At 64.1% G+C, this 22,894-nt stretch carries 21 protein-coding genes; 18 read left to right on the top strand and 3 right to left on the bottom strand.

Going from position 1 to position 22,894, the window contains the following annotated elements; all coding sequences use genetic code 11:
- The first annotated feature begins 183 nt into the window (after positions 1–183).
- A complete protein-coding gene (locus FQ746_RS13450) occupies positions 184–3,213 on the top strand; it encodes an ATP-binding protein (RefSeq protein ID WP_144109878.1) in 3,030 nt (1,009 codons plus the stop codon).
- On the opposite strand, the gene FQ746_RS13445 is transcribed toward FQ746_RS13450, so the two are convergent.
- Positions 3,210–4,130, bottom strand: a complete 921-nt coding sequence (locus FQ746_RS13445) for a LysR family transcriptional regulator (protein ID WP_144109877.1) — start codon at positions 4,128–4,130, stop codon at positions 3,210–3,212. The two genes, FQ746_RS13450 and FQ746_RS13445, sit on opposite strands and share 4 nt — an antisense overlap.
- A 208-nt stretch (positions 4,131–4,338) precedes the next feature.
- On the opposite strand from FQ746_RS13445, the gene FQ746_RS13440 reads away from it, so the two are divergent.
- From FQ746_RS13440 to FQ746_RS13385, 12 genes are all read left to right on the top strand, one after another.
- Positions 4,339–4,716: a DoxX family protein gene (locus tag FQ746_RS13440; RefSeq protein WP_144109963.1), complete on the top strand. Its 378-nt coding sequence runs from the start codon at positions 4,339–4,341 to the stop codon at positions 4,714–4,716.
- Between the two features lie 367 nt (positions 4,717–5,083).
- Positions 5,084–5,719, top strand: coding sequence for a hydrolase (locus FQ746_RS13435; protein WP_144109876.1), 636 nt, complete (start codon positions 5,084–5,086; stop codon positions 5,717–5,719).
- A gap of 94 nt (positions 5,720–5,813) precedes the next feature.
- A complete protein-coding gene (locus tag FQ746_RS13430; RefSeq protein ID WP_144109875.1) occupies positions 5,814–7,682 on the top strand; it encodes an amidohydrolase in 1,869 nt (622 codons plus the stop codon).
- 75 nt (positions 7,683–7,757) lie between these two features.
- Positions 7,758–9,230 (top strand): mechanosensitive ion channel family protein, encoded by a 1,473-nt coding sequence (locus FQ746_RS13425; RefSeq protein WP_144109874.1) that lies wholly within the window; start codon positions 7,758–7,760, stop codon positions 9,228–9,230.
- A 52-nt stretch (positions 9,231–9,282) separates the two neighbouring features.
- A complete protein-coding gene (locus tag FQ746_RS13420) occupies positions 9,283–9,924 on the top strand; it encodes a phosphohydrolase (RefSeq protein WP_144109873.1) in 642 nt (213 codons plus the stop codon).
- 26 nt (positions 9,925–9,950) lie between these two features.
- Complete coding sequence (locus FQ746_RS13415) at positions 9,951–10,202, top strand: DUF1427 family protein (protein WP_144109872.1); 252 nt, start codon at positions 9,951–9,953, stop codon at positions 10,200–10,202.
- Between the two features lie 40 nt (positions 10,203–10,242).
- On the top strand, positions 10,243–10,926 hold the full coding sequence (locus FQ746_RS13410; protein ID WP_144109871.1) for a YoaK family protein: 684 nt from the start codon (positions 10,243–10,245) through the stop codon (positions 10,924–10,926).
- 13 nt (positions 10,927–10,939) lie between these two features.
- On the top strand, positions 10,940–11,899 hold the full coding sequence (locus FQ746_RS13405; protein ID WP_144109870.1) for a glyoxalase: 960 nt from the start codon (positions 10,940–10,942) through the stop codon (positions 11,897–11,899).
- Positions 11,889–13,400, top strand: coding sequence for an alginate export family protein (locus tag FQ746_RS13400; RefSeq protein ID WP_260854017.1), 1,512 nt, complete (start codon positions 11,889–11,891; stop codon positions 13,398–13,400). Before FQ746_RS13405 ends, FQ746_RS13400 begins: the two co-directional genes overlap by 11 nt.
- Before the next feature lie 76 nt (positions 13,401–13,476).
- Entirely contained in the window at positions 13,477–15,201 is a 1,725-nt protein-coding gene (locus tag FQ746_RS13395) for an FAD-dependent oxidoreductase (RefSeq protein WP_144109869.1), read from the top strand.
- Between the two features lie 96 nt (positions 15,202–15,297).
- Positions 15,298–16,215 carry an MBL fold metallo-hydrolase gene (locus tag FQ746_RS13390; protein ID WP_260854023.1) on the top strand — a complete coding sequence of 306 codons (918 nt, stop codon included), beginning with the start codon at positions 15,298–15,300 and terminating at the stop codon, positions 16,213–16,215.
- 137 nt (positions 16,216–16,352) lie between these two features.
- A complete protein-coding gene (locus FQ746_RS13385) occupies positions 16,353–16,820 on the top strand; it encodes a DUF3331 domain-containing protein (RefSeq protein ID WP_144109867.1) in 468 nt (155 codons plus the stop codon).
- A 6-nt stretch (positions 16,821–16,826) separates the two neighbouring features.
- Here the strand turns inward: FQ746_RS13385 and FQ746_RS13380 are convergent, their stop codons facing one another.
- A complete protein-coding gene (locus FQ746_RS13380; protein ID WP_186310730.1) occupies positions 16,827–17,573 on the bottom strand; it encodes a hypothetical protein in 747 nt (248 codons plus the stop codon).
- 237 nt (positions 17,574–17,810) lie between these two features.
- On the opposite strand from FQ746_RS13380, the gene FQ746_RS13375 reads away from it, so the two are divergent.
- The 5 genes from FQ746_RS13375 (at position 17,811) to FQ746_RS13355 (ending at position 21,640) form a co-directional block, all read left to right on the top strand.
- Positions 17,811–18,242, top strand: coding sequence for a response regulator (locus FQ746_RS13375; protein ID WP_144109865.1), 432 nt, complete (start codon positions 17,811–17,813; stop codon positions 18,240–18,242).
- A gap of 252 nt (positions 18,243–18,494) precedes the next feature.
- A complete protein-coding gene (locus tag FQ746_RS13370; protein ID WP_144109864.1) occupies positions 18,495–19,496 on the top strand; it encodes a MerR family transcriptional regulator in 1,002 nt (333 codons plus the stop codon).
- A gap of 28 nt (positions 19,497–19,524) precedes the next feature.
- Positions 19,525–20,268, top strand: coding sequence for an RNA polymerase sigma factor (locus FQ746_RS13365; protein ID WP_260854016.1), 744 nt, complete (start codon positions 19,525–19,527; stop codon positions 20,266–20,268).
- A gap of 49 nt (positions 20,269–20,317) precedes the next feature.
- Positions 20,318–20,902, top strand: a complete 585-nt coding sequence (locus FQ746_RS13360; RefSeq protein ID WP_144109863.1) for a DUF2878 domain-containing protein — start codon at positions 20,318–20,320, stop codon at positions 20,900–20,902.
- A 57-nt stretch (positions 20,903–20,959) separates the two neighbouring features.
- Complete coding sequence (locus FQ746_RS13355) at positions 20,960–21,640, top strand: dihydrofolate reductase family protein (RefSeq protein ID WP_144109862.1); 681 nt, start codon at positions 20,960–20,962, stop codon at positions 21,638–21,640.
- Positions 21,641–21,695: 55 nt separating this feature from the next.
- Here the strand turns inward: FQ746_RS13355 and FQ746_RS13350 are convergent, their stop codons facing one another.
- Complete coding sequence (locus FQ746_RS13350; protein WP_144109861.1) at positions 21,696–22,463, bottom strand: DUF4410 domain-containing protein; 768 nt, start codon at positions 22,461–22,463, stop codon at positions 21,696–21,698.
- Between the last annotated feature and the right edge of the window lie 431 nt (positions 22,464–22,894).

Genomic DNA, 22,894 nt, shown 5'->3' with positions numbered 1-22,894 from the left:
GACGGAGCGCATTCCGTACAAAAAATTCGAACGATAGGATCAGTTTTTTCCGCGCATGCGTCACGCCCGTTGCTCTAGACTTCCCGGGACGCAAAGCGGTGTGTCCGTTGCGCCGCCGATTGCGCTGCTTCAAGCTCCCCCGTGAGTTTTTCTTTGAATCACCGCTGTTTCCTGGAACCCCGCATGATCCGTATTGGCCCGCTCCAGGTGGACGTCGACCGTCGCGAGATTCTGCTCGACGGGGCACCGGTACGTCTGGGTAGCCGCGCGTTCGATCTGCTCGTCGTGCTGGCCGCGGCGCGAGGCGGTCTCGTGTCGAAAGACGATCTGCTGCGTCAGGTGTGGCCGAACTCGATCGTCGAAGAGAACAATCTGCAGGTACACATGTCCGCGCTGCGCAAGATTCTCGGCGACAGTCGCGGGCTTATCCAGACGGTGCCCGGCCGTGGCTACCGGCTCATGCAAGGCAGGATCGCGAACCCGGGCACGAGTAGCCGTACAGGCAGAAACACCACTCAAAGCGTCGCGGACCCAGACCTGGCATTCGCCGACGATCCCTCCGGCGAGTTCACGCCATCGCGCGGTATCCCCAACAATCTGCCTGCGCAGCTTTCCACATTGATTGGCCGCGACGAGGCGATTCGCGATCTCTCGACTACGCTCGCGAACGGGCGTCACGTCACGCTGGTCGGCTCGGGCGGCATCGGCAAGACCCGGCTCGCCATCGAGGTGGCGCGTAGTTTGATGGCGAGCTTTCCGGACGGTGTCTATCTGGTGGCGCTGGCGTCCACCTCCGACGCGAACAGTGTGCTCGCCGCGTTCGCGGCGAGCATCGGCGTCAGTCAGGCCATCGGGCCGCTGACTTTCTCGCGGGTGAGCAAGTCGTTGAGCGAACGCCGCGTGCTGTTCGTACTCGATAACTGCGAGCATGTGCTCGAACCCGTAGCCGAACTCGCCGAGACGCTGCTCGCGCTGGGCCCGGCAGTGCGTGTGCTCGCGACCAGCCGCGAACCGCTGCGCGTGGTGACCGAAAACCTCTACTGGGTCCCCTCGCTGCAGGTGCCGGGCCAGGACGACGAGAACCTCCATGTGCTGCAATGCAGTGCGGTCGAACTGTTCCTGTCGCGCGCCCGCGCGATCGACGCGCGGTTTCCGTCCGACGAAACCACCGTGCGGCTGACCGGCACGGTTTGCCGGCGGCTCGACGGCATTCCGCTGGCCATCGAACTCGCGGCGGCGCGCGCGGCGATACTCGGCATCGAAACGCTGGTCGCGCATCTGGACGACCGCTTCAACGTGTTGACCGGCGGCAATCGCACGGCCTTGCCGAGGCACCAGACCTTGAAGGCGACGCTCGACTGGAGTCATGCGCTGCTCGACGACGCCGAGCGCACGAGCTTGCGCCGGCTCGGCATTTTCGTGAACGGCTTCACGATGGAGGCGGCGATTGCGGTCGCCGGCGACAGCACGCTGAGCGAGCTCGACGTCATCACGGCGGTGTCCGGACTGGTCGAAAAATCGTTGCTGGTGACGCGCACGGAACGTGGCCGCGCAAGCTATCGCCTGCTGGAAACGACTCGCGCCTATGCGCTGCAAAAACTCGATGACAACGGCGAGCGGCGTTTCATCACGTTGCATCACGCGCGTTATTACCTGAGCGTGCTGGAGGGCGATAAGCCGCGACGCGGGGAAGCATCGGCGACGCAGGCCGACGGCTGGCATCGCCGGATGCTTGCCTTGCTCGACGATCTGCGCTCGGCGCTCGGCTGGGCTCTATCGCCAAAGGGCGACGAGGCGCTCGGCGAATCGCTCGCGGTCAATGTCGTGTTCCTGCTCTATGAACTGTCGCTGGTCGACGAATGCTGCATCTGGGCGCGCCGTGCGCTCGACGTCGTCGCCGTCACACATCGAAGCTCCGGTTCGAGCCGCCATCTGCTCGTTCGCATGCAGTTGCAGTCGGCGCTGGCCGCCGGGCTCGTCTATGTCCACGGACCGAATCGCGAGACGTTCGGCATCTGGTCGGAGGTGCTGGCGGCGGCGATCGCAGCGGACGACCCCGCGTTCGAAGCCCGCGCGCTATGGGGCATGTGGAACGCGAGCCAGTCGGCGGGCGCGGCCCGCAACGCGCTGGCGTTCGCACGGCGCTTCGCCTCGCTCGCCGTGGAAACCGGCGACACGAGCGGGACGATTCTGGGCTACCGGTTGATCGGCATCGCCTCGCATTACAGCGGCGACCAGCGGCAGGCGCGCGCCTCCCTCGAACGGCTGCTGCAACATGCCGACGAACTGAAGCATGGCTTGCCGCTCGGGCAATCGGTCGATCAGCGTGTCGTCGGGCAGGCGACGCTCGCGCGCGTGCTGTGGCTGCAAGGTTGGCGCGACCAGGCGCTGGCGCTCGCCGAGGACAGCGTGAACGACGCGTGTGAGCAGCAACAGGCCATCGTCACCTGTTATGTGCTGGTCGAAGCGCTGGTGCCGCTGATGCTGCTGGCGGGCAAGCGCGAAGGGGCGGCAGAGGCAATCGCGTTGCTGCGCGAGGTGTCCGCGCGTGGCGGGCTGAGCGTGGCGCAAGCCTGCTGCCGCTGTTTCGAGGAATATCTGCACACGCTGGACGAGGAGCGGCCGCTGCGGCCGCGCGTGTTCCGCGCGGCGCTGGACGAACTGGAGGCGCTCGAATTCGGCGCGCCGCGCGCCATGCTCGTCGGTCGCTATGGTCTTTTGCTGGGCCGGGCGGGGCGCTACGACGAAGGCATCGCGACGCTCACGGCCGCACTGCAGCAATGCGATGAAACCGGCGACGGCTGGTATGCCGTGGAGTTGAAGCGCATTCACGGCGACCTGCTCGCGATGAAAGCGCGCGAGTCGAGCGGGCGGGACGCTGCGGCGTCGGAGAAAGCCTCGCTCGATGCGCAAGCCTGTCTACGGGCAGCGCTGCAGGACTCGTACGAGCAGGAGTGCCGCTCGTTTCAACTGCGCGCGGCGACCAGCCTTGCAAGCCTTTGGCACGCGCGGGGCGAAAGCGCTGAGGCCGTGCGGCTGCTCGAGTCCGCCTGCGCGGAGATCACCGAAGGCCGCGATTGCGACGACTATCTCGCGGCCGTAACGTGCTTGCGGGTGGCGAAGCAGGCAGGCGGATCGGGCGCTGCAAGTGAAGAAAGCGGCATTGTCGCGGCGTGGCCCGAACAGGAAGCGCGTGACCCGATGGCCGGTTAGCCGGTCACCATCCGCTGTTGCGCGACGTCGTCGATCAGATCCGGACGATTCAACGCGTCCACCCACCAGCGCAGGGCCTTACCTGTTTCGTCGCCGCGCCAGGCCAGATAGAACTGGGTGACGTCGCGCATGCCGATCACTTCTTTCTGCACCAGTTCGCCGCGGCTCAACGGCTCGACGGCGAGACATTCGGGAATCGTGCCGGCGGCGAGCCCTTTGATCTGGGCGGCGAGTTTGGCCTCGAGCGTCGGCACGGTCATGACTTCCTGGTTCACGCCGATCGCAATCGTGCGCGGCGCGAGCTTACGCGACGTATCGCAGATGGCCACCGCGCGATGCTGCGAGACGACGTCCTGGGTCAGCGGTCCCGGCATCGACGCAAGCGGATGATGCGGCGCCACCACGAACACATGGCGCAACGTGCCGATCGGCTTCGCGACGAGATTCGGAATGGCCGGCGGCTCGCCCGCGGCACCGACGACGAGATCGGCGCGGCGCGTCAATAACGCGTCCCACGATCCGCCCAGCACTTCTTTCGACAGATGCAGCCGTGTGTCCAGCTTGAGCTTGTAGAACGCGTCGACGTGATCCCATAACAGATCGAACGGGATGATCTCGTCTACGGCAACGCGCAACTCGGACTCCCAGCCGTGCTGGATGCGTTTCGCCTTGCACTCCAGGTCTTCGGCGGCTTCGAGCAGCCGCCGGCCTTCCTCGACCACCACGCGCCCGGCATGAGTGAGTACCGCGCGCCGCCCGCTGCGGTCGAACAGCTTGACGTCCAGATCGCTTTCCAGTTTCTGCACCAGATACGACAACGACGACGGCACCTTGTGGAGCGTTTCGGCCGCGCTCGTGAACGTGCCGGTGCGATCGATGGCGTCGAGGACCTGGAGAACTTCGAAGGAAAGATTCATAACGTGCAGCCGGATGTGATGCGGTACGCCAGCATACTGGAATTCACGCATCGCGCAATGCCGCTCTGCGGTTCGTGTTTTCAGGTGTTTTAAGTGGCGATTCAGGACTTTTGCTCGCGACTGACTTAGCTTGAGCGAATCACAGGGAGCTAATGAAATGATGAATTCGCGGACCATCGCGCAACGTTCCGGCGAGAATCCCGGCGCGATGTTCGAGAAGTGCGGCGCGGATATCGCGTTGCTCTTTCTTCGGGTTGCGGGCAGCGTGCTCGTACTGCTCGTGCACGGCTTGCCCAAGGTGCTGCACTACGCGCGCGAGGCCGGCGCGATAGAAGATCCGTTTCATATCGGCAAAGGACTGACCATCGGCTTTGCGATCTTCGCCGAGGTCGTGTGTCCGGTGCTGATGATGGCGGGCATCGCGACCCGGCTGGCAGCGCTGCCGATCATCGCGGTGACGGCCATTGCACTCGTCTTTGTTCACCCGGAGTGGACGCTCTTCGACGCGCAGTTTGCGTGGATGCTGCTGATCATCTTCGGGACGATCTTGCTCGGCGGCGCGGGACGCTATCGGATCCGGCTCTGATTCCCGACTTCCGGGAACGACTGGATACACGCGTACCGACCGCGAATCGAGCCGGGCATGCCTTCGCGCCAGAACCCGTCGATCGCGCGGCCCATCGATCCTACGGAACTGGCGGCGATATGAAACTTCATAATCATTAAAACTTCTTAAAGCGCGAGTCGATTAAAGCGGCTTTGTCGACGCCTGCCGGCTTTAATGATGATTAAGAAGCTTTAAGCCCCCAGCAAAATAGATTCTGAATAAGATGCAACTGCTTCGACGCCGCCTCACGCCTGTCCCGACACGGTGCCCGGTTGTCTCGCCGTCGGCGAGTTCACGCAGGTCTCTTATTCCAGACTGCATCGTTTAATTCCCTATGGAGCCTCAAATGGCTAAAGAACTGTTGACCCCCGATTCATGTGCCGTTGCGCTGATCGATTATCAGCCGCAAATGTTTTTCGGCACGATGTCGCATGAACGGACCAGCATCCTGCACAACGTACAGGCCATCGCGAAAGCCTCGAAGCTCTTCAAGGTCCCGACTATTCTCACGACCGTCGCGGCCAGATCGTTCAGCGGCGATATGGTGCCGGAAGTGCAGTCCGTGTTTCCCGAGTACACGCCGATCGACCGCACGACGATGAACTCGTGGGAGGACGTGAATTTCCGCAAGGCGATCGAAGCCACCGGCCGCAAGAAGATCGTGCTCGCCGGACTGTGGACGGAAGTGTGCGTGTCGTTCCCGACCATCCAGATGATCAACGAAGGCTACGAAATCTACGTGCCGACCGACGCATGCGGCGACGTCAGCACGGAAGCGCACGAGCGCGCTGTGCAGCGGATCATCCAGGCCGGCGCGGTGCCCATGTCCTCGTTCCAGTACATGTTCGAACTGCAACGCGACTGGGCGCGCAGCGAAACGTACGAAGGCTGCATGGACATCCTGAAGGCGCATAGCGCGTACGGCATCGGCGTGCGTTACGCGAAGTCGATTCTCGGCGAGCACGCGAGCGAAGCAGGCTGAAAGACGGGCCGAAAGACGGGCTAAAAAAGCGGGCGGCACTCGCGCCGCCCGATCGACAGCGCGCGACCCGGGCGCGCGCCTTATGAGGATCGTCATGAACGCCAGTACTTCCGAACCGACACCGGCCGAGGTCGTCTTCTTCAACGGCAAGATCGCCACGCAGGACGACAAGCGCTCGTTCGCCGACGCGGTTGCCGTTGCCAACGGCCGTATCGTCGCGGCCGGCTCGCGCGATGCCGTGCTGCGTCACGCCACCGACGCCACGCGGCACATCGACCTGAAAGGCCGCACGGTGATTCCGGGCTTGAACGACTCGCACCTGCACATCATTCGCGGCGGGCTGAACTTCAATATGGAACTGCGTTGGGACGGCGTGCCGTCGCTCGCCGACGCGCTCGACATGCTGCGCAAACAGGTGGCGCGGACCCCCGCGCCGCAATGGGTGCGCGTGGTAGGCGGCTGGAACGAATTCCAGTTCGCCGAACGGCGTGCACCGACGCTCGACGAAATCAACGCGATCGCTCCCGATACGCCGGTGTTCATCCTGCACCTGTACGACAGCGCATTGCTGAATGCCGCCGCGTTGCGCGCGGTCGGCTATAGCAAGGACACCCCCAACCCGCCGGGCGGCGAAATTCAGCGCGACAAACGCGGCAATCCGACCGGGATGCTGATCGCGCGGCCCAATGCCGGACTGCTGTACGCGACGCTGGCCAAAGGCCCGAAGCTCGCGCTCGAGGATCAACGCAATTCCACGCGTCATTTCATGCGCGAGCTGAATCGGCTGGGCGTCACCAGCGCCATCGACGCGGGCGGCGGCTATCAGGCTTATCCCGACGACTACGCGGTCATCATGGAGCTGGCGAAGCAGGGCGAGCTGACCGTGCGAATTGCGTACAACCTGTTCACGCAGAACGCCAAAGCGGAAATCGAAGACTTCGCCAAGTGGGTGAAGATGACGAAGCCCGGCGAAGGCGACGATTTTCTGCGCGTGAACGGCGCTGGCGAGATGCTGGTGTTTTCGGCTGCCGACTTCGAGGACTTTCTCGAACCGCGCCCGGATTTGCCGGATTCGCTCGAAGCCGAACTGGAAGCGGTCGTCGGGCTGCTGGTCGCGAACCGCTGGCCGTTCCGTCTGCACGCCACTTATAACGAATCGATCGAACGCTTCCTGAACGTGTTCGAACGGGTGAACGCCGAGATTCCGTTCAACGGACTGCGCTGGTTTTTCGATCACTGCGAGACCATCACGCAGAAGAATATCGAACGGGTTCGCGCGCTCGGCGGCGGCATTGCGATCCAGCATCGCATGGCGTTTCAGGGGGAATACTTCATTGCCCGGTACGGCGAGGAAGCTGTCAAACGCACGCCGCCGATCCGTCACATGCTCGATGCGGGCGTACCGGTTGGCGCGGGCACCGACGCGACGCGGGTCGCCAGTTTCAATCCGTTCGTGTCGCTCTACTGGATGGTGTCGGGCAAAACGGTGGGCGGGACGTCCATGTACGCGAGCGAGAACCGGCTCGACCGGATGGAAGCCTTGCGCCGCTACACGGTGGGCAGCGCCTGGTTTTCGAACGAAGAGGAGAAGAAGGGCGCGCTCGTGCCGGGCCAGTTCGCGGACTTCGCGGTGCTCAGCGAAGACTACTTCTCGATCGACGAAAGCCGCATCAAATTCCTCACGTCGAACATGACGGTCGTGGGCGGCAAGGTGGTCTACGCGGACGATGAGTTCTCGACGCTCGCGCCACCCGATCTGCCGGTGAGTCCGTCGTGGTCGCCCGTTGCCGAATTCGGCGGCTATAGCCGTTACAAGCCGACCGCGGTGGCCTGCGTGGACGGCTGCGTGAATCTGTGCGGGGTGCATGCGCACGCGCATGGCTGGGCGTGGCGCAAGAACGTGCCGGTCAGCGATTCGAATGGTTTCTGGGGGGCACTGGGTTGTAGCTGTTTCGCGTTCTGAGCACGACCCCCGGCTTTGAACCCCTGAACGCCGGCCGTCGATGGCCGGATGCCGCACGGCAAGCAAGGACCTTTCATGCCGACCCTGACCGATGGCGTGTTGTATGGGCTAGGCATTCTGGTCCTCGACTTTCTTGCGTGGCGCTTCATGGGCCGCAAGACGGACCAGTCGCGGCTCGCGTTGCGCACGCTGATGTTCGCGCTGTCGACGTACGTGCTGTTCGATCACGGCATGAATCCGTTGCGCGCGGCGCCGTGGCCCGGCGAACCGCTCCGGCATCTGCTCGCGCAATTGCTGGAGGTGGTGTGGTGGCTGCAAGGCGCGCGGCTTCTGACCATCGTGCTGGATCGCACGGTGCTGCCTCAAACGTGGCACAAGGAGCGTCTGTTTCAGGACGTGCTCGGCGCCTTGCTGTTTCTCGCGGCCGGAGTCGGCGCGATTGCCTGTGTGCTGGAATTGCCCGTGCGGGGTTTGCTCGCGACCTCGGGCGCACTCGCGATCGTGCTCGGCCTCGCAATCCAGAGCACGCTCAACGACGTGTTCTCGGGTGTGGTGCTGAATGCCACCCAGCCTTTTACGATCGGCGACTGGGTGACGATCGGCGAGGTCGAAGGAAAAGTGGTGGAAAGCAACTGGCGCGCGACCAGTCTGCTCAACGCGCAAGGCAACATCGTGGTGATTCCGAACAGCGTGGCGGCGCGGACCAATATCGTCAATGCGAACGAACCGTCGCATACGCACGGCATCAGCGTGGTGCTCCCGGTCAAACCGTCGATCCGGCCGGCGACGGTGCTGCAGGCGTTGACAGATGCGGCAGCCAGTTGCGCCAAAGTGCTGACCGAGCCGAAGCCGATTGTGAGCGTGCGCCGCGCGACCAACGACGCGATGGAGTACGAGATTGTCTGCTACGTCGGCGAACTGGACCGTAAAACGGGTGTGCGCAACGAACTGTTCGATCTCGCGCACCGGCATCTGCTGTCGCGCGGTGTGGTGCTGCAGCCGTTGTCGGTGCCCGAGCCGGTGAGCGACATGCATACGGACGAGAAAGAGCGCCTGTTGCGCGACGTGCTGATTTTCCGCACGCTCGAGCACGATGAAATCGCCGGGCTGGCGACGCAACTGACGCGCCACGAATTCGATGCGGACGACATCGTGTACAGGGCCGACGACGAGAGCGGCCATGAGTTGCACATTCTCGCGCAGGGCGTCGCGAAGGTCAGCGTGCCGAAGGCCGGCGCCGAGATCGAATTGCGCCGGCTCGCGCCGGGCGATTCGATCGGGCAGTCGGGCATTCTGGCCGGCGTGCGGACTGCGGTCGTCGTGCGCGCGCTGACCCGCGCCACCGTGTTTCGTCTCGACCGGAGCGCGCTGACGCCGGTTCTCGCGCGCCGCCCGGAGGTGGCGAAGGAGATGTGCCGCCTGCTGTCCGAACATCACGCGACCGAGGAGCTGCTGCTGGCGGCGCCCGTCGATGTGAACGGGTCGCCCGGCGGGCTGCTGCAATGGATTCGCGACGGCGTGCGGCGGTTGCACGAGCTCGCGCTATGAAGCGAACCGGCATCCGCGATAGGGAAACCGGCGATGGACACGGAGAAGTCGCATGAGCAGAACTGTGGCAGGAGTCGAGATTCCCGACAGCGCGATGATCCGCGCGGCAACCGGGCTGATCGGCAAGATCGAATCCGAATGGATGCTGCATCACGCGTTGCGCTGTTATCTGTTCGGCGCGTTGACCGGTTACCGCGAGAACCTGATCTTCGACATCGAGTTGCTGTATGTCGGCGCGTTGTTTCATAACGTCGGACTGAACGCGCGCTATCGCACGTCGCCGTATCGGTTCGAGGTGGACGGCGCGAACGCCGCGCGCGATTTTCTCGCTCAGCATGCGATTGCGGAGCACGAGATCGAAGCGGTGTGGCTCGGCATCGCGCTGCATACGACGCCTGGGGTTCCGGAACATCTGTCGGCGCTCGTCGGGCTGATTGGCGCGGGCGTGCAGATGGACGTGCGTGGCGCGCGTTACGACGAATTCACGGCGCAGCAGAGAGACGAGATCGTGCGGACGTATCCGCGCGAATCGGGCTTCAAGGAGAAGTTGCTCGAAGCGTACGCGCTCGGTATGGCGCAGCGGCCCGAGACGACGTTCGGCAGCGTGAACGCCGATGTACTGGACCGGTGGGATCCGGATTATCGCCGGCTGAATTTCTGCGGGCTGGTGCTCGGCTCCAACTGGGCGAACTGACGAAGGTTAGAGGAAGGAAGAACGGCATGGGCTACATCGTTTCACTGGGCGTCGGATTCGGCGTCGGCCTGCTTTACTGGCTGCTGAAAGTGCAATCGCCGGCGCCGCCGCTCATCGCGCTAGCCGGTCTGCTCGGCATGGTGCTCGGCGAGCACGCGATTCCGGTGGTCAAGGCGCAGCTTTCTGCGCAGACCACGGTGCCGGCGGTGCAGCCGTCTGCGAATCCGCCTGCGAATCCGCCGGTGCGCAAGGCAGATGCGGCGAAGGAGGGCAATTGATGCGCGCCGTGTACCTCGGCGCCGCGACGGCGGACGCAACATGAAGCGCTACGAAGACACGCTTCTCGCGTTGATTGCCGGTTACGTCGACACGGTGGGTTTCGTCGCGTTGTTCGGCCTTTTTACCGCGCACGTCACGGGCAACTTCGTGCTGATCGGCGCCGAAGTCGCCGGCGTGGGTCAGGGCGTGCTGCTCAAGCTGCTGGCGTTTCCGTCGTTTATCGTCGGCATCGTGCTGTCCAGTGTGTTCTTCAAGTTTCTCGAGCGCCGCCATCCGGCCGATGCGTCGAGCGCGTTGTATCTGTTGCAGGCCGCGCTGCTCGTGTCGTTCCTCGTGACGGGCGCGCTCGCGCTGCCGGTCACGGATGCGAGCGCGCCGATGGTGCTCCTGTGCGGCGTGCTCGGCACGACGGCAATGGGCGTGCAGAACGCGCGCGGCAAGTTGCTGCAAAGCCCCGGGCTGCCGAACACGGTCATGACCGGCAATGTCACGCAGATCGTGCTCGACGTGGTCGAACTGCTGCATCGTGGCACGCAGGGCGACCACGCCCGGCAGGTAAGCAGCCGCCTCAAATCGACGCTCGCGGCGATGCTCGGCTTCGCGCTCGGCGCGATCGGCGGCGCGCTTGCCTATACCCGGTTTTCATTTCCCGCGATTGTCTTGCCGGTTGCCGTGCTGCTGTGGATGGCATGGCAACAGAGATCCACTCAACCTCTCAACTGAATCGGGTAATCCCATGTTCAAGTCCCGCAATACGCTCTTCAATCGATACCGATCCATTGCGCTGGTTTGCGCCGCGCTGCTGGGCACGCTCGCGCCGGTCGCTCCCGTTTTCGCCGATAACGGTCCGCAGGAAGACGCGACGCCGCCGGCCGCGCTGGTTAAACATCGCGACGTGTCGGTGGGCGCTCAATACGACACTACGCACGTGTATGTCGCGTCGGCCGACCTCGACGCGTTCGTCACCAGCTTTCTTGCGACCTTCGGCGGCAAGGCGTCGCCGCGCGCGGTGTTCACCGTGACGCCGACGCCGAGCAAAACGGCGTCGCAATACGTGCAGACGCCGGTCGGCATGCTCTCGGTGTTCGGTTTCGAAACGCCGATTCCTTATCCGTTCGGCAACGAGCGAACCGGCTATCTCGTCACGGATATCGACGACGGCGTGAAGGCGGCGCGCGCGGCAGGCGCCGACGTGCTGGTCGATCCGTTTCCGGATCCGATCGGCAAGGACGCGATCATTCAATGGCCGGGCGGCCTGACCATGCAACTCTACTGGCACACCAAAGCGCCGAACTATGCGCCGCTGCAAAGCGTGCCGGATAACCGCGTGTATGTATCGCGCTACGAAGCGAATAACTTCGTGCGCCGCTGGCTGCATTTCTCGCACGGCAAGGTGGTGTCCGACAACCGGCACGCGGATGCGGGTGTGATCGGGCGTCCGGGGCAAACCATCCGCGAGATCCGGATCGAGTCGGGCTTCGGCCGGATGGTCGTGTTCGTCACGGACGGCATGCTGCCGTTCCCGTTCGGGCGTGAGACCACGGGCTATGGCGTCGACGATCTGGGCGCCACGCTCGAGCGCGCGCAAACCGCCGGTGCGAAGTTGCTGGTGCCAGCGTATCAGGGCGCGACCGGCAAGACCGCGATGCTCGAATTCCCGGGCGGGTATATCGCCGAAGTGCACGATGGCAAGTGACGTGCGCGTCATGCTCAATGCGCGGCGCGAGTGCACCCTGCGTGCGCTGCGTGCGGTTCTGCTCGGCACGGGACTGGCGGCAGCGCTGCCCGCTTCCGCGGCGGATACCGCGCTCGGCAGTGCGGACGACACGACCACGACGAGCGCTGCGGCGACCACCGCGACTACTGCAGCCGGCGCGGCATCCTGCGCCCGTCCCGCGGTCATGTTCAACCGCTGGCAGGAGAACTGGTCGGCGCTCGCCAATCCGTGCGTGCCGCGCAAGCCGTTCGATTCGCTGAAATACCTGCCGCTGTTCGGCAATCCCGATGCGTATATCTCGCTCGGCATGGTGCTGCGCGAACGGCTGGAGATGAACGACGCGCCGCTCTTCGGACTCGGCACCGGCCACGACGACACGTATATCCTGCAGCGTCTCGAAGTTCACGCCGACGTGCGTCTCGGTCCTCATGTGCAGATCTTCACGCAGTTCGAGGATGCGGACCCGTACGGCAAGGACGCGGTGTCGCCGGTCGATAAAAATCCGCTGGATTTACGGCAAGCGTTTATCGCGGTGACGGAGCCGCTCGGTCCCGGCACCGTGAAGTTTCGCGTGGGCCGCCAGGAGATGGCGTTCGACTTGCAACGGTTTGTCTCGGTGCGCGACGGGCCGAACGTGCGCCAGGCGTTCGACGCGATCTGGGCCGACTATGAAACCGGTCCGTGGCGCTGGATCGCCTACGCTTCGCAGCCGGTGCAATACCGCGACGGCTCCGATTTCGACGACGTGTCGAATCGCGACCTGACGTTCAGCGGTGTACGTGTCGAGCACAAGGACGTCGGTCCCGGCGATCTGTCGGCGTACTACTCGCGCTATAACCGCAGCAATGCGCATTTCGTCGACGCCAGCGGCGATGAGCATCGCGATGTGTTCGACGCACGTTATGCGGGCAAGCTCGCGGCGCTCGACTGGGACGTCGAAGCGATGTATCAGTCCGGGCATGTCGGCAGCAAGACGATCGGCGCGTGGGCGGTCGGTTCTCTCGCGGGCTATACGCTGAGCAGCGTGCCGTGGACACCGCGCGTCGGTATCCAGATAGACGCTGCCTCGGGCGACAGTCACCCGGGCGACGGGCGCGTCGGCACGTTCAATCCGCTCTTTCCGAACGGCTACTACTTCGCGCTGGCGGGCTACACCGGCTACACGAACCTGGTGCACGTCAAGCCGACCCTCATCCTGAAGCCGAGCAGCAAGCTCACGTTGCTTGCCGGTGTCGGATTGCAATGGCGCGAAACCACGGCGGATGCCGTGTACGGTCAGGGCTCGGCTGTCGTACCGGGGACTGCGGGACACGGCACCGCATGGACCGGCTTCTATACGCAGATTCGCGCGGACTACGCGGTCACCGCGAATCTCGCTGCGGCACTGGAAGCCGTGCACTTTCAGGTCGGGCCGTCGCTGCGCGATCTTGGCGCGCGCAATGCCGACTATGTCGGCGCCGAACTCAAGTTCGGCTGGTAGTAAGCGCTAGCAAGCGGTAGCCAGCGGTAGCAATCGGAACCAACCCGACAGCCGACGTTTCAGAAGAGGTCAAGTTATGGACACCCCGGATTTTGCCGGCGATGCGTTGCCCCACCCGGAACTCGAGATGCCGTATTCGTCGCTCGAATACCGGCAGCATCAGATGTTTCCGCGCCTTTCTGCGGGGGAGATTCAAAGTCTGCGGCGCTTCGCGACCCCCAGGTCGTTCCGCGCGGGCGAACTGATTTTCGAAACCGGCAAGGTGGCGCTGGGTCTTTTCGTGTTGCTGCACGGCCGCGTCAGAATCGCGTCGCGCGACAGTTTCGGGCGCTCGACCGTCATCACCGAGCATGAAGCGGGTCACTTCATGGCGGAGATGGCGCAACTGTCCGGCAAGCCGGCGCTGATCGACGGCATTGCGCTGACCGACGTCGACACGCTGGTGATCGAGCCCGAGCGCTTGCGCGCGTTAATCGTCGCCGATGCGCAACTGGGCGAGCACATCATGCGTGCGCTGATCCTGCGACGACTCGGACTCATCGAGCAGGGACTGGGGCCGATCATCGTCGGTAATGGCGACGATGCGCGGCTCATCCGCCTGCAGGGATTTTTGCGCCGCAATGCCTACCCGGCGACGGTGATCGACGCCCGCACCGATCCCGAAGCGATCACGCTGCTCGGCGACATGACGACGGGTCCGGACGATTTTCCGCTGGTGTTCTGCCCGAACGGCGGCCTGCTGCGCGCACCCGATGAAGCGCAACTGGCGTCGTGCCTCGGCCTCGTGCCGACGTTCGAGCCCACGCACGTCTACGATGTCGCGATCGTCGGCGCCGGGCCGGCGGGACTCGCGGCCGCCGTGTATGCGGCCACCGAGGGATTGTCGGTCGCCGTGTTCGATCAGCGCGCGCCTGGCGGACAGGCCGGCGCCAGTTCCCGCATTGAAAACTACCTGGGCTTCCCGACCGGCATCTCGGGCCAGGCGCTCGCGGCGCGCGCGTTCCAGCAGGCGCTCAAGTTCGGCGCGCATCTGGCGATTCCCGGCAAGGTGCTGGACGTGAGCCGGCAGGAGGGAAATTTCGTGCTGACGCTGCAGGACGGGCAGCGAATCGGCGCACGCACCGTGGTGGTCGCGAGCGGCGCCGCGTATCGCAAACCAGACGTGCCCGGATTCGAGCGCTTCGAGGGGCGCGGCACCTACTACTGGGCCTCGACCATCGAAGCGAAGCTCGTCAAAGGACAGGACATCGTGCTGATGGGCGGCGGCAATTCGGCCGGTCAGGCGGTCGTATTCCTCGCGAATTTCGCCCGCAGCATTCGTGTGCTGATCCGCGCAGGCGATCTGAACGCGAGCATGTCGAGATATCTGATCGACCGGATCGGCTCGTTGCCGAACGTGACGCTATGCACGCATTGTGTGCTGCGCCGGCTCGAAGGCGATGAAGCCGGGCTCACCGAAGTGCATATCCGGCGCGAAGCGGAGGGCATCGACGAGGCGGTCCCGACGCGTCATCTGTTTCTCTTCATTGGCGCGGACCCGAAAACAGACTGGCTGGTGTCGAGCGGCGTCGAATTCGATAACCGTGGCTTCGTCATGACGGGGTCGGCGCGCAGCGAGTCGCGCAGGTCCGAAGCCGGCGCGTATTATCTGCTGGAAACCAGCGTGCCGGGTCTGTTCGCAGTGGGCGACGTGCGCTCTGAATCGGCCAAACGGGTGGCCGCGGCGGTCGGCGATGGCGCGGCCGTCGTCAGTCAGATTCATGCGTATCTGAGCCGCGAACTGACGGTTTCCGTTCGATAACGCGGCAAATTCGAGGATCGAATCATGAAGCAGGGTGGACGCGTGGGGGCAAGGCGCGTCGCGAGCTGGCTGACGGTGCTGGCTGGCGTGACGGTGATGGCGTGGTGCGGGATTGCCTTTGCGGCCGCTCCGATGGTGAAAACGCAAGGGCCCGGTTTTTATCGGCTCATGCTGGGCGGCGTCGAAGTGACGGCGTTGCTCGACGGCACGCATCCGTTCCCGATCGGCACGGTCGTTGACGGCGCGTCGAAAGCGGAAGTTGCGAAAGACCTGGCACGCGATTTTTTGCAGCAACCGGTGCAGGGTTCCATCAACGCGTTTCTGATCAACACGGGCTCGAAGCTGATCCTGATCGATTCGGGCGCGGGCGTTCTGTATGGTGACTGCTGCGGCAAGCTGCGCGCCAATCTGCGGGCCGCGGGTTATCTGCCCGAACAGGTCGACGAGGTGCTGCTCACGCATCTGCATAAGGACCACGTGGGCGGTATCGATGCGCACGGCGCGATGGCGTTTCCGAACGCCATCGTCCGTGTCAGCCAGACCGATGCCGACTACTGGCTGAACCCGGCGAACAAGGTGAAAGCGCCCGCGTTTCTGAGTTCTTTTTTCGATGCCGCGATCGCTTCGGTGGCGCCATATGTCGCCGCGGGACGCTTCGAGCCGTTCAGCGGCGACGTCGAACTCGAGCCGGGCATTCGCGCGCTGGCCTTGCCGGGGCATACGCCGGGTCACACCGGTTATCTGGTGCACGGTGGATCGCAAGACCTGCTGGTGTGGGGCGACATTATCCACGTCGCGTCGATCCAGTTGCCGAACCCGGAGGTCTCGATCGAATACGACAGCGACGCGGCGTCGGCGAAACGCTCGCGTCGCATGGCGCTGGCATTGGCGGTGGACAAAGGCTATCTGGTCGGTGCCGCGCATATCGCGTTTCCCGGCCTGGGACACATCCGGAAAGACGGTCATCGCTATGAATGGGTTCCCGTCAATTACGAAGCCGCGCCGGGTCAATGAGGCCGCTGTGTTTTCACGCGGGCTACGCCGCGAAGGAAATGGGCAGGGATACCGCACCGATCGAAACCCGCCGCGTTCTGGATGCATCAAGGATGGGACCGTTTTCCCATTGCGAGTCGTCGCTACGGAGCAATGCAATGCATATCGAAATGCAGTCGAATGTCTGTAGCGCGCCGCCCGCACTGGAGGGTTCCGTTGCGCCGGCGACCGCCGCCGGCGTGACGGAGCGCGCCGGCGGGCCAGTCTGGGGTCATGTGATCAGTGCGCTTCTGTGCGCTTACCGTGTACCCGCGAACCCGCCGCCTGCCGCGCGGCCGGTCGGACGGGCGGCATTGCGTGCGCCGTCTTCGCATGTTCTGGTGGAAGTGGTCGAACGTCTGTCGGTGTCGACGATCGCAGTTATCTGGCAGGACGCGACGCGTTGCTGCTACATCGATCAGGTCTGGCACAGTTGCCGGGCGCGCAGCATGGGCTACTGTGCGCTCACCGGCACGCTGATCCGGCGCGGCGACTTCATCTACAAGCCGAGAGTGCGCGGCGAGATTCCGGCTAACGCGGACGCGATGATCGTCGCGTCCGCTATCGCGCAAGCAGGCGCCGAATAGCGGGCGTTACTTGTCGCCACCTTTACCCGTTGCGGCAGGCGAACGGTTCGCCTGGGCCGAATCGCGCACGAGTTGCGCGGTCATGGCGGCGGCGACGGCGCGGTCGGACTTGCTGCGGCTCGAGCCGTTCGCGGCGCGGCGCGGCGGCGGTTCACCCCGGGTCCACGGTTGTGGCAGCGACGGGTCTGGTCGCGCGGATTCCCTCACCAGCTTTTCCGTCGAGGCCGCGGCAACCGGGTTATATCTCGGACGGCGCCGGCTGCCGGTATCCTGTGCGGCTTCGGCGACGCTGGCGTGGGTCGATCCGGTGGGCTTCGGGGTGGATTTCTGTACGGCGGCGAGCTGGCTTCGGGTACGCGGTTGCGACGGCGCGGGTTTGGACGAAGCAGCGGCACGTGACGGCTGATTCGTGGACGGCGCCTCGGGAATCACCGGCCCGGCCGCCGATCGTGCCGGTACCGAAATGAGGTCGTCGGCCGGCACGGTGCGCGGCAGTGCAGCCACTTGAGTGGGTAACGTCGCGGCCGGTGTGATTGGCGGCTGAGCCTGAATCTGCGCCTGAGCCGGCGAAGGTGCCGGCGTCGGCGTATCGCGAACGTGCAGTTCGGACATCGGGACCAGCGGGGCATGACTGTTCGCGGCATCGAGCGATTCGTCGGCGCGCACGGCCGGCGGCACGGCGGCTTCATCGCCTTTATCGGTCAGCACGTAGGTGGCGTAGCCCAACTCGGCGACCAGCATCCCGACGATCAAGGTTTTTCCAGCATTCCTCATATTTATTCAGTAGACCGTTCAGAAGACGCGACGGGCCCATCATAAACATCTGCGCCATATCGCCGTCAAAGGCTGGTTTGTAACTTGTTGTTGTCATGGCCGAAAGTGCGGACGGGAGCGGTTTTCACGCGACTCGCCCGCAATTGGAAGGGAGCCCGGCGACGGCCTTCGGCACGAAGTTTGCTGACGACGGGGCATTTCCTCGCAAGCTGACTTATGCCGCGCACCCCCTCAACTTGCCAGCGATGGAGCGCCCGCGAAGTACGGGTCCTCCACGAACTGCCACGCGTGCTCGTGGTCGACGACAACGCCGGTGCCGCCGACGCGCTCGCCACCTACCTCTCGTACGAAGGCGTGGAAGCCCGCTCCGCCAACGGTTGCGCGCAAGCGCTGCAGTGCGTGAAAGACTGGGTGCCGGACGTCGTCGTACTCGACATCATGATGCCGGAGCGCGACGGTTACGAAACCGCAATCGCACTGCGCAGCTATCTCCCAACCCAAAGTCTGGGCATCGTTGCCTTCACGTCGCTCGACGAGGAGCACGTCAGGGAGACCGCGCGGTCACGTCATAATTTCGACGGCTATTGTCAAAAAGGCACGGCCCCCACCGCGCTGCTCGCATTGCTGCGCAACCTCTGGCACGGATGACACGGCTTTTGCCGGCTCGAATCGTTGTCGTCGCGGCCGGCGACTCGTCATTGGCGAGTCACGCCGCTTCCTGACGAGTGCAATCCGGAGTTTTTCCTCTACAAATTCCAGTAAAGCTCCACGGATCCGATGCCGATAACCTCCTTGTATCGATAAAAACCGTTTCAAACGCGTGTTACGTATCGATAAGTCGTTTCAACACGCCCAAAATCCCGGTATGCTTGAAACGAAACAGGCTGCAAGGAGAGTTTCATGGTGACTTCATCGGACGAGTCGGGGTCGGCTCAGCGGGGCTATAGAAGCGGCGAAGCCGCGCGTCTGGCAAAAATGCCGGTTACGACATTGCGGATCTGGGAGCGCCGTTACGGCGTCGTAGGCCCGGTCAAGACGGCGTCGGGCCAGCGTCTTTACTCGGAAGAGGACGTCAGGCGGCTCACGCTCATCAAAATGCTGGTCGGCCGCGGTCACGCCATTGGTGCGATTGCCCGGCTCGACGGCGAGCAATTGCAGTTTCTGGCCGCACGCGGTGCGTTGCCGGATGGCGTGCCCGGCGATCCGGTCGATCTGCGCCTTGCGCTCGTTGGAACCCGGTTGGAACAGCGCCTGCACGCTACGGAAATCGACCTGCGTCTGTACGGCGTGCGCGACCTCGCGACCTTCGCCGATCTCGGCGCCGCGTTGCAGCGCGAATCGCGCGAGCCGATCGAGGCGTTGATGGTCAACGTCGAATCACTGCACGAGGAAGTCGCGGCCCAGATCGTCTCGCTCGGTGAAGCGGTGCGCGCCAAGGCCATCGCGGTGGTCTACAGCTTTGGTACCGGTCATGCCGCGGAGAGTTTGCGGGTGGCGGGCGTGCGCCTGTATCGGGAGCCGGACAGCCGCACGGAGTTCCGGCAGATTCTCGGCGACCTGTGCGAACGCGTCCGCATTCAGGAGCGTTCTGGCGACGACCCGGTCTGGGCACGCATGCGTCGCCGCTACGACGACATCGAACTGGAAGCCATCGCTGGGCGCTCGTCGACGATCGCCTGCGAATGCCCGCGGCATCTCGCTGAATTGGTCATGAAGCTATCGGCGTTCGAGCGCTACAGCGACACCTGTGTCTCGCGTTCGGCGCAGGACGCCGCGCTGCACCGTTATCTCGGCGACGTCAGCAATCGTGCCTGCGCGATGGTCGAGGCCGCGCTCGAGCGGATCGCGCGCGAAGAAGGCTGGTTTGCGGCGCCGGTCGCGCCGCAAACCGTGTCGGACTAACCGCGCGCAGCGTCGAAGGGGACCCGCCATGTCATACGATGCTTCGATTGACGAGACGCAAGAAAACGACACGATCGTCGCCAACGACGACACGGACGGCGACGTCGCCGCTTTCGCCTCGGTAGCGGATGTCGCGGATGTCGCGAATTTTTCGAACGTCGCGAACGCTGCCAGTGGCAACTCGATGTCTGCGCTGGACGAACGCAGCGCGTATCTCGCCGCGCTGCTCAAACGCGTCTCCACGCGCGACGCCGCCGCGTTCGATTCGCTCTACCGCGCGTCGGCGCCGTCGCTGTTCGGGCTCGCCGTGCGGGTCACGCGCGCGAGCGAAGCTGCGGACGAAGTCGTGCAGGACGGCTTTATCAAGATCTGGCGATTTGCGGGCTCCTACGATCCGTTGAAGGCGTCGCCTTCAACGTGGATGTCGACCATCGTCAAAAATCAGGCGCTCGATTATTTGCGGCGCAATCCGTATTCGGGTGTGTATCTCGAGGAACTGGACGAGCGCATTGCAGGCGCGGACGGCGACCCCGAATTGACCCAGCAGGCTTCGCTCGACGCCGAACGCTTGACCGATTATCTCGGCCGGCTTGCGCCCGTGCAGCGGCAAGCCATTGCGCTCGCTTATTTTCGCGGGCAGTCGCAGTCGGAAATCGCCCAGACGCTGAATGCACCGATCGGCACGGTCAAAACGTGGATCAGCCGCGGGTTGGAGTCGTTGCGCGGGATGGTGGAAGGGCGGCACGCGCCACGTCACGGCGGGTCGTATTGACGGCCGCGACGTTGGGTTCCGGGGTAATCGCGGTGGTTGGCTGACCGCCATGCGCGCTCCTCACGGGCATCGCTTCGAAACCGGACTCTACTTCGTGGTCTGTCAGGCGGGCTGGTTCGTTTGCGTGCTGGGCGGCGCGCATCGGGCAGGCTGGCTCGGCGTGCTGTTCGCGGCCTGCGCGCTCGCCTGGCATCTGACACGTGTGCCCGCGCCCCGGCGCGAAGCGCGGCTCGTTGCGGTGACCGTTGCAATCGGGCTGGCGTGGGAGAGTCTGGTGGTCGATGCCGGTTTGTTGAGCTACCCGAGCGGCGCCTGGATAAACGGGCTCGCGCCGTACTGGCTCTGCGCGCTGTGGGCACTTTTTGCAATCCAGTTCAACGTGGTGTATGCGTGGCTGCGCGGACATGTGGTGTGGGCCGCGCTGCTTGGCGCGATCGCCGGGCCGTTGTCGTTTCGCGCCGGTGCGGCGCTCGGCGCGGTGCATGTCGAACGGCCGGTCGCCGCGTGGGTGACCCTGAGTATCGGCTGGGCTGTGTTGCTGCCGGGTCTGTTGCGGCTCGCCCAGCATTGGGACGGTGTGGCAACCCCAGCGACCCCAACGTCTCAGGCGCCCTCGCCAACAAGCCCGCATTAGCCCGGCGGAACGCCCCTTGCTGACAGGTTCACACAACCTGCCAAGGAGGCTAGACGCATGAAACCTTATATCGTCGTTCACATGATGTCCTCGCTCGATGGCCGCAGTCTCACCGACGGCTGGCATCTCGACTTCGCTTCCGATCTGTACGAAACCACTGCGGCGAGCTTCGAAGCGAACGGCTGGATTTGCGGCCGCGTGACGATGCAGGAGATCTCGCACGGCACCGATTATCCGAAAGGACTTGCGAAAGGCACGGTGCCGCGCAAGGATCATTTCGTCGATCGCAAGGCGGATCAGTACGCCATTTCGATCGACCCGCAAGGACGCGTGGCGTGGAAAAGCAATACGGCGCTGAAGTCGCACATCGTCGAAGTGCTGACCGAAGCGGTGCCCGACGACTACCTCGCTTACTTGCAATCGATTGGCGTGTCTTACGTGTTCGGCGGCAAGACCGAGATCGATCTCGGCCACGTCGTAGAGACGCTCGCGCGCGAACTCGGTGTGAAGAAGCTGATCGTGGAAGGCGGCTCGCATGTGAGCGGCACGTTCGTCAACGCGGGTCTCGTCGACGAAGTCAGCGTGCTGATCCTGCCGCTGGTCGATGCGCGCAGCGAGCATCCGTCGTCGTTCGAAGTCGCAATGGACAAATGGCAGGCGCCAGCGTATCTCAAGCTGGCTTCGGTGGAAAAAACCGAACACGACGGAGTGTGGCTGCGCTACACGAGCAAGCGCTGAAGCTTGAGTTCGCGTGAGCCGGGGAGGCGTGTTCATCTCACGCTTCACTCGAGTATCACCCCTTCAGATTCTTCGTCGTGAGCCAGCCCCGGTCTACGCCGATCTGCCCGACCTGCCGCGCCACGGCATCGGCAAGACGAGCCGCGTCCGCCGACACGTTCGCGCGTTTGGTCTCGTCGAACGTATGCACGCCCGCGCCCACTGCAGCGGATGTCGCAATGCTGCCCGCCAGTGCGCCGACGCCCGCCGTCTCGACAATGCCCGGCGCGTTGCCGCTGTCGGCGCTGGCGCTGAAACTTTGCACCAGACGCGGGTCGCTGCCCGCCGGTTTATACAGAATCTGCACGGAGCTGATCACTTCGCTCTGACCGGCGCCGAGCCCGATCATGATGCGCCGGCCGCGATTACCCGAGTCGATCGAATCGAAATGGCCCTCCACCAGCAACGCGTTCTGCGCGAGCGGCGCGGGCGTGTCCGAGCGCAACGCGTTCAGCCCCATCTTCTGCAGTCGATGCACGATCTCGTCGGCGACCTGCTCGCGCATCGCGGTGGCTTCGGCGGATTGCTTCTGTGCGATCGACGTGCTGCTCATATGCGAAGCCAGTTTCTCCACGACGCCGCCGTCGAGCTTCACTTGCGCCGGATCGCAATCGAACGCGTAGACGTAGATGGTATCGGGCCGTGCGTGCGGTTCCGAACTGAACTCGTTGGTGTCGTGAATCTTGCTGCCGGCACAGCCGGTCAGGAGCGCGCTGCAGCAGACCACGGCGGCGCAGGTGAGGCGGGCGGCGTGGTGCTTGAGGAAGTTCGTTGAAGTCGGCATGTTCATCCTGTCGTCGACGATGTGAATGCGATGTGAAGCTGCGATGTGAAGCGTTCGCCCGGGAGGCGAAGGCGAAGCGCAGTATCGTCGTATCGACAGGAGACTTCCATCGCGCAATTGTTTCGTGCGATGTCATGCATGCAACGGGCGGCCGGGACAACGAGTGGGAAGTCTGCGTGCGCCGACGCGCCGCAGTGCGACGCATCAGTTCAAGGCGAGCTTGACGATGCAGCACAGAACGAAAACGAGCAGAACGGCGGCGACGGCCAGATTGAACGGATAGCGCATTCTTCACCAGGCACACAGGCGTTGCGGAGTGCCTTAATCCTAGTCACCTGACGCAGGATGACTAGGGGGCAGTGAAGCTGCAGTGTGGCCCAGCCAACGCTATATGCGAACAGGCGCCAGGTGGTGCAGGACGTCCGTCGCGT

It is taken from the genome of Paraburkholderia sp. BCC1886 (assembly GCF_900996245.1).
Taxonomy (GTDB): domain Bacteria; phylum Pseudomonadota; class Gammaproteobacteria; order Burkholderiales; family Burkholderiaceae; genus Paraburkholderia.
Note: the sequence above shows the minus strand (reverse complement) of the source record. Positions and strands in the feature narration are given on the sequence as shown.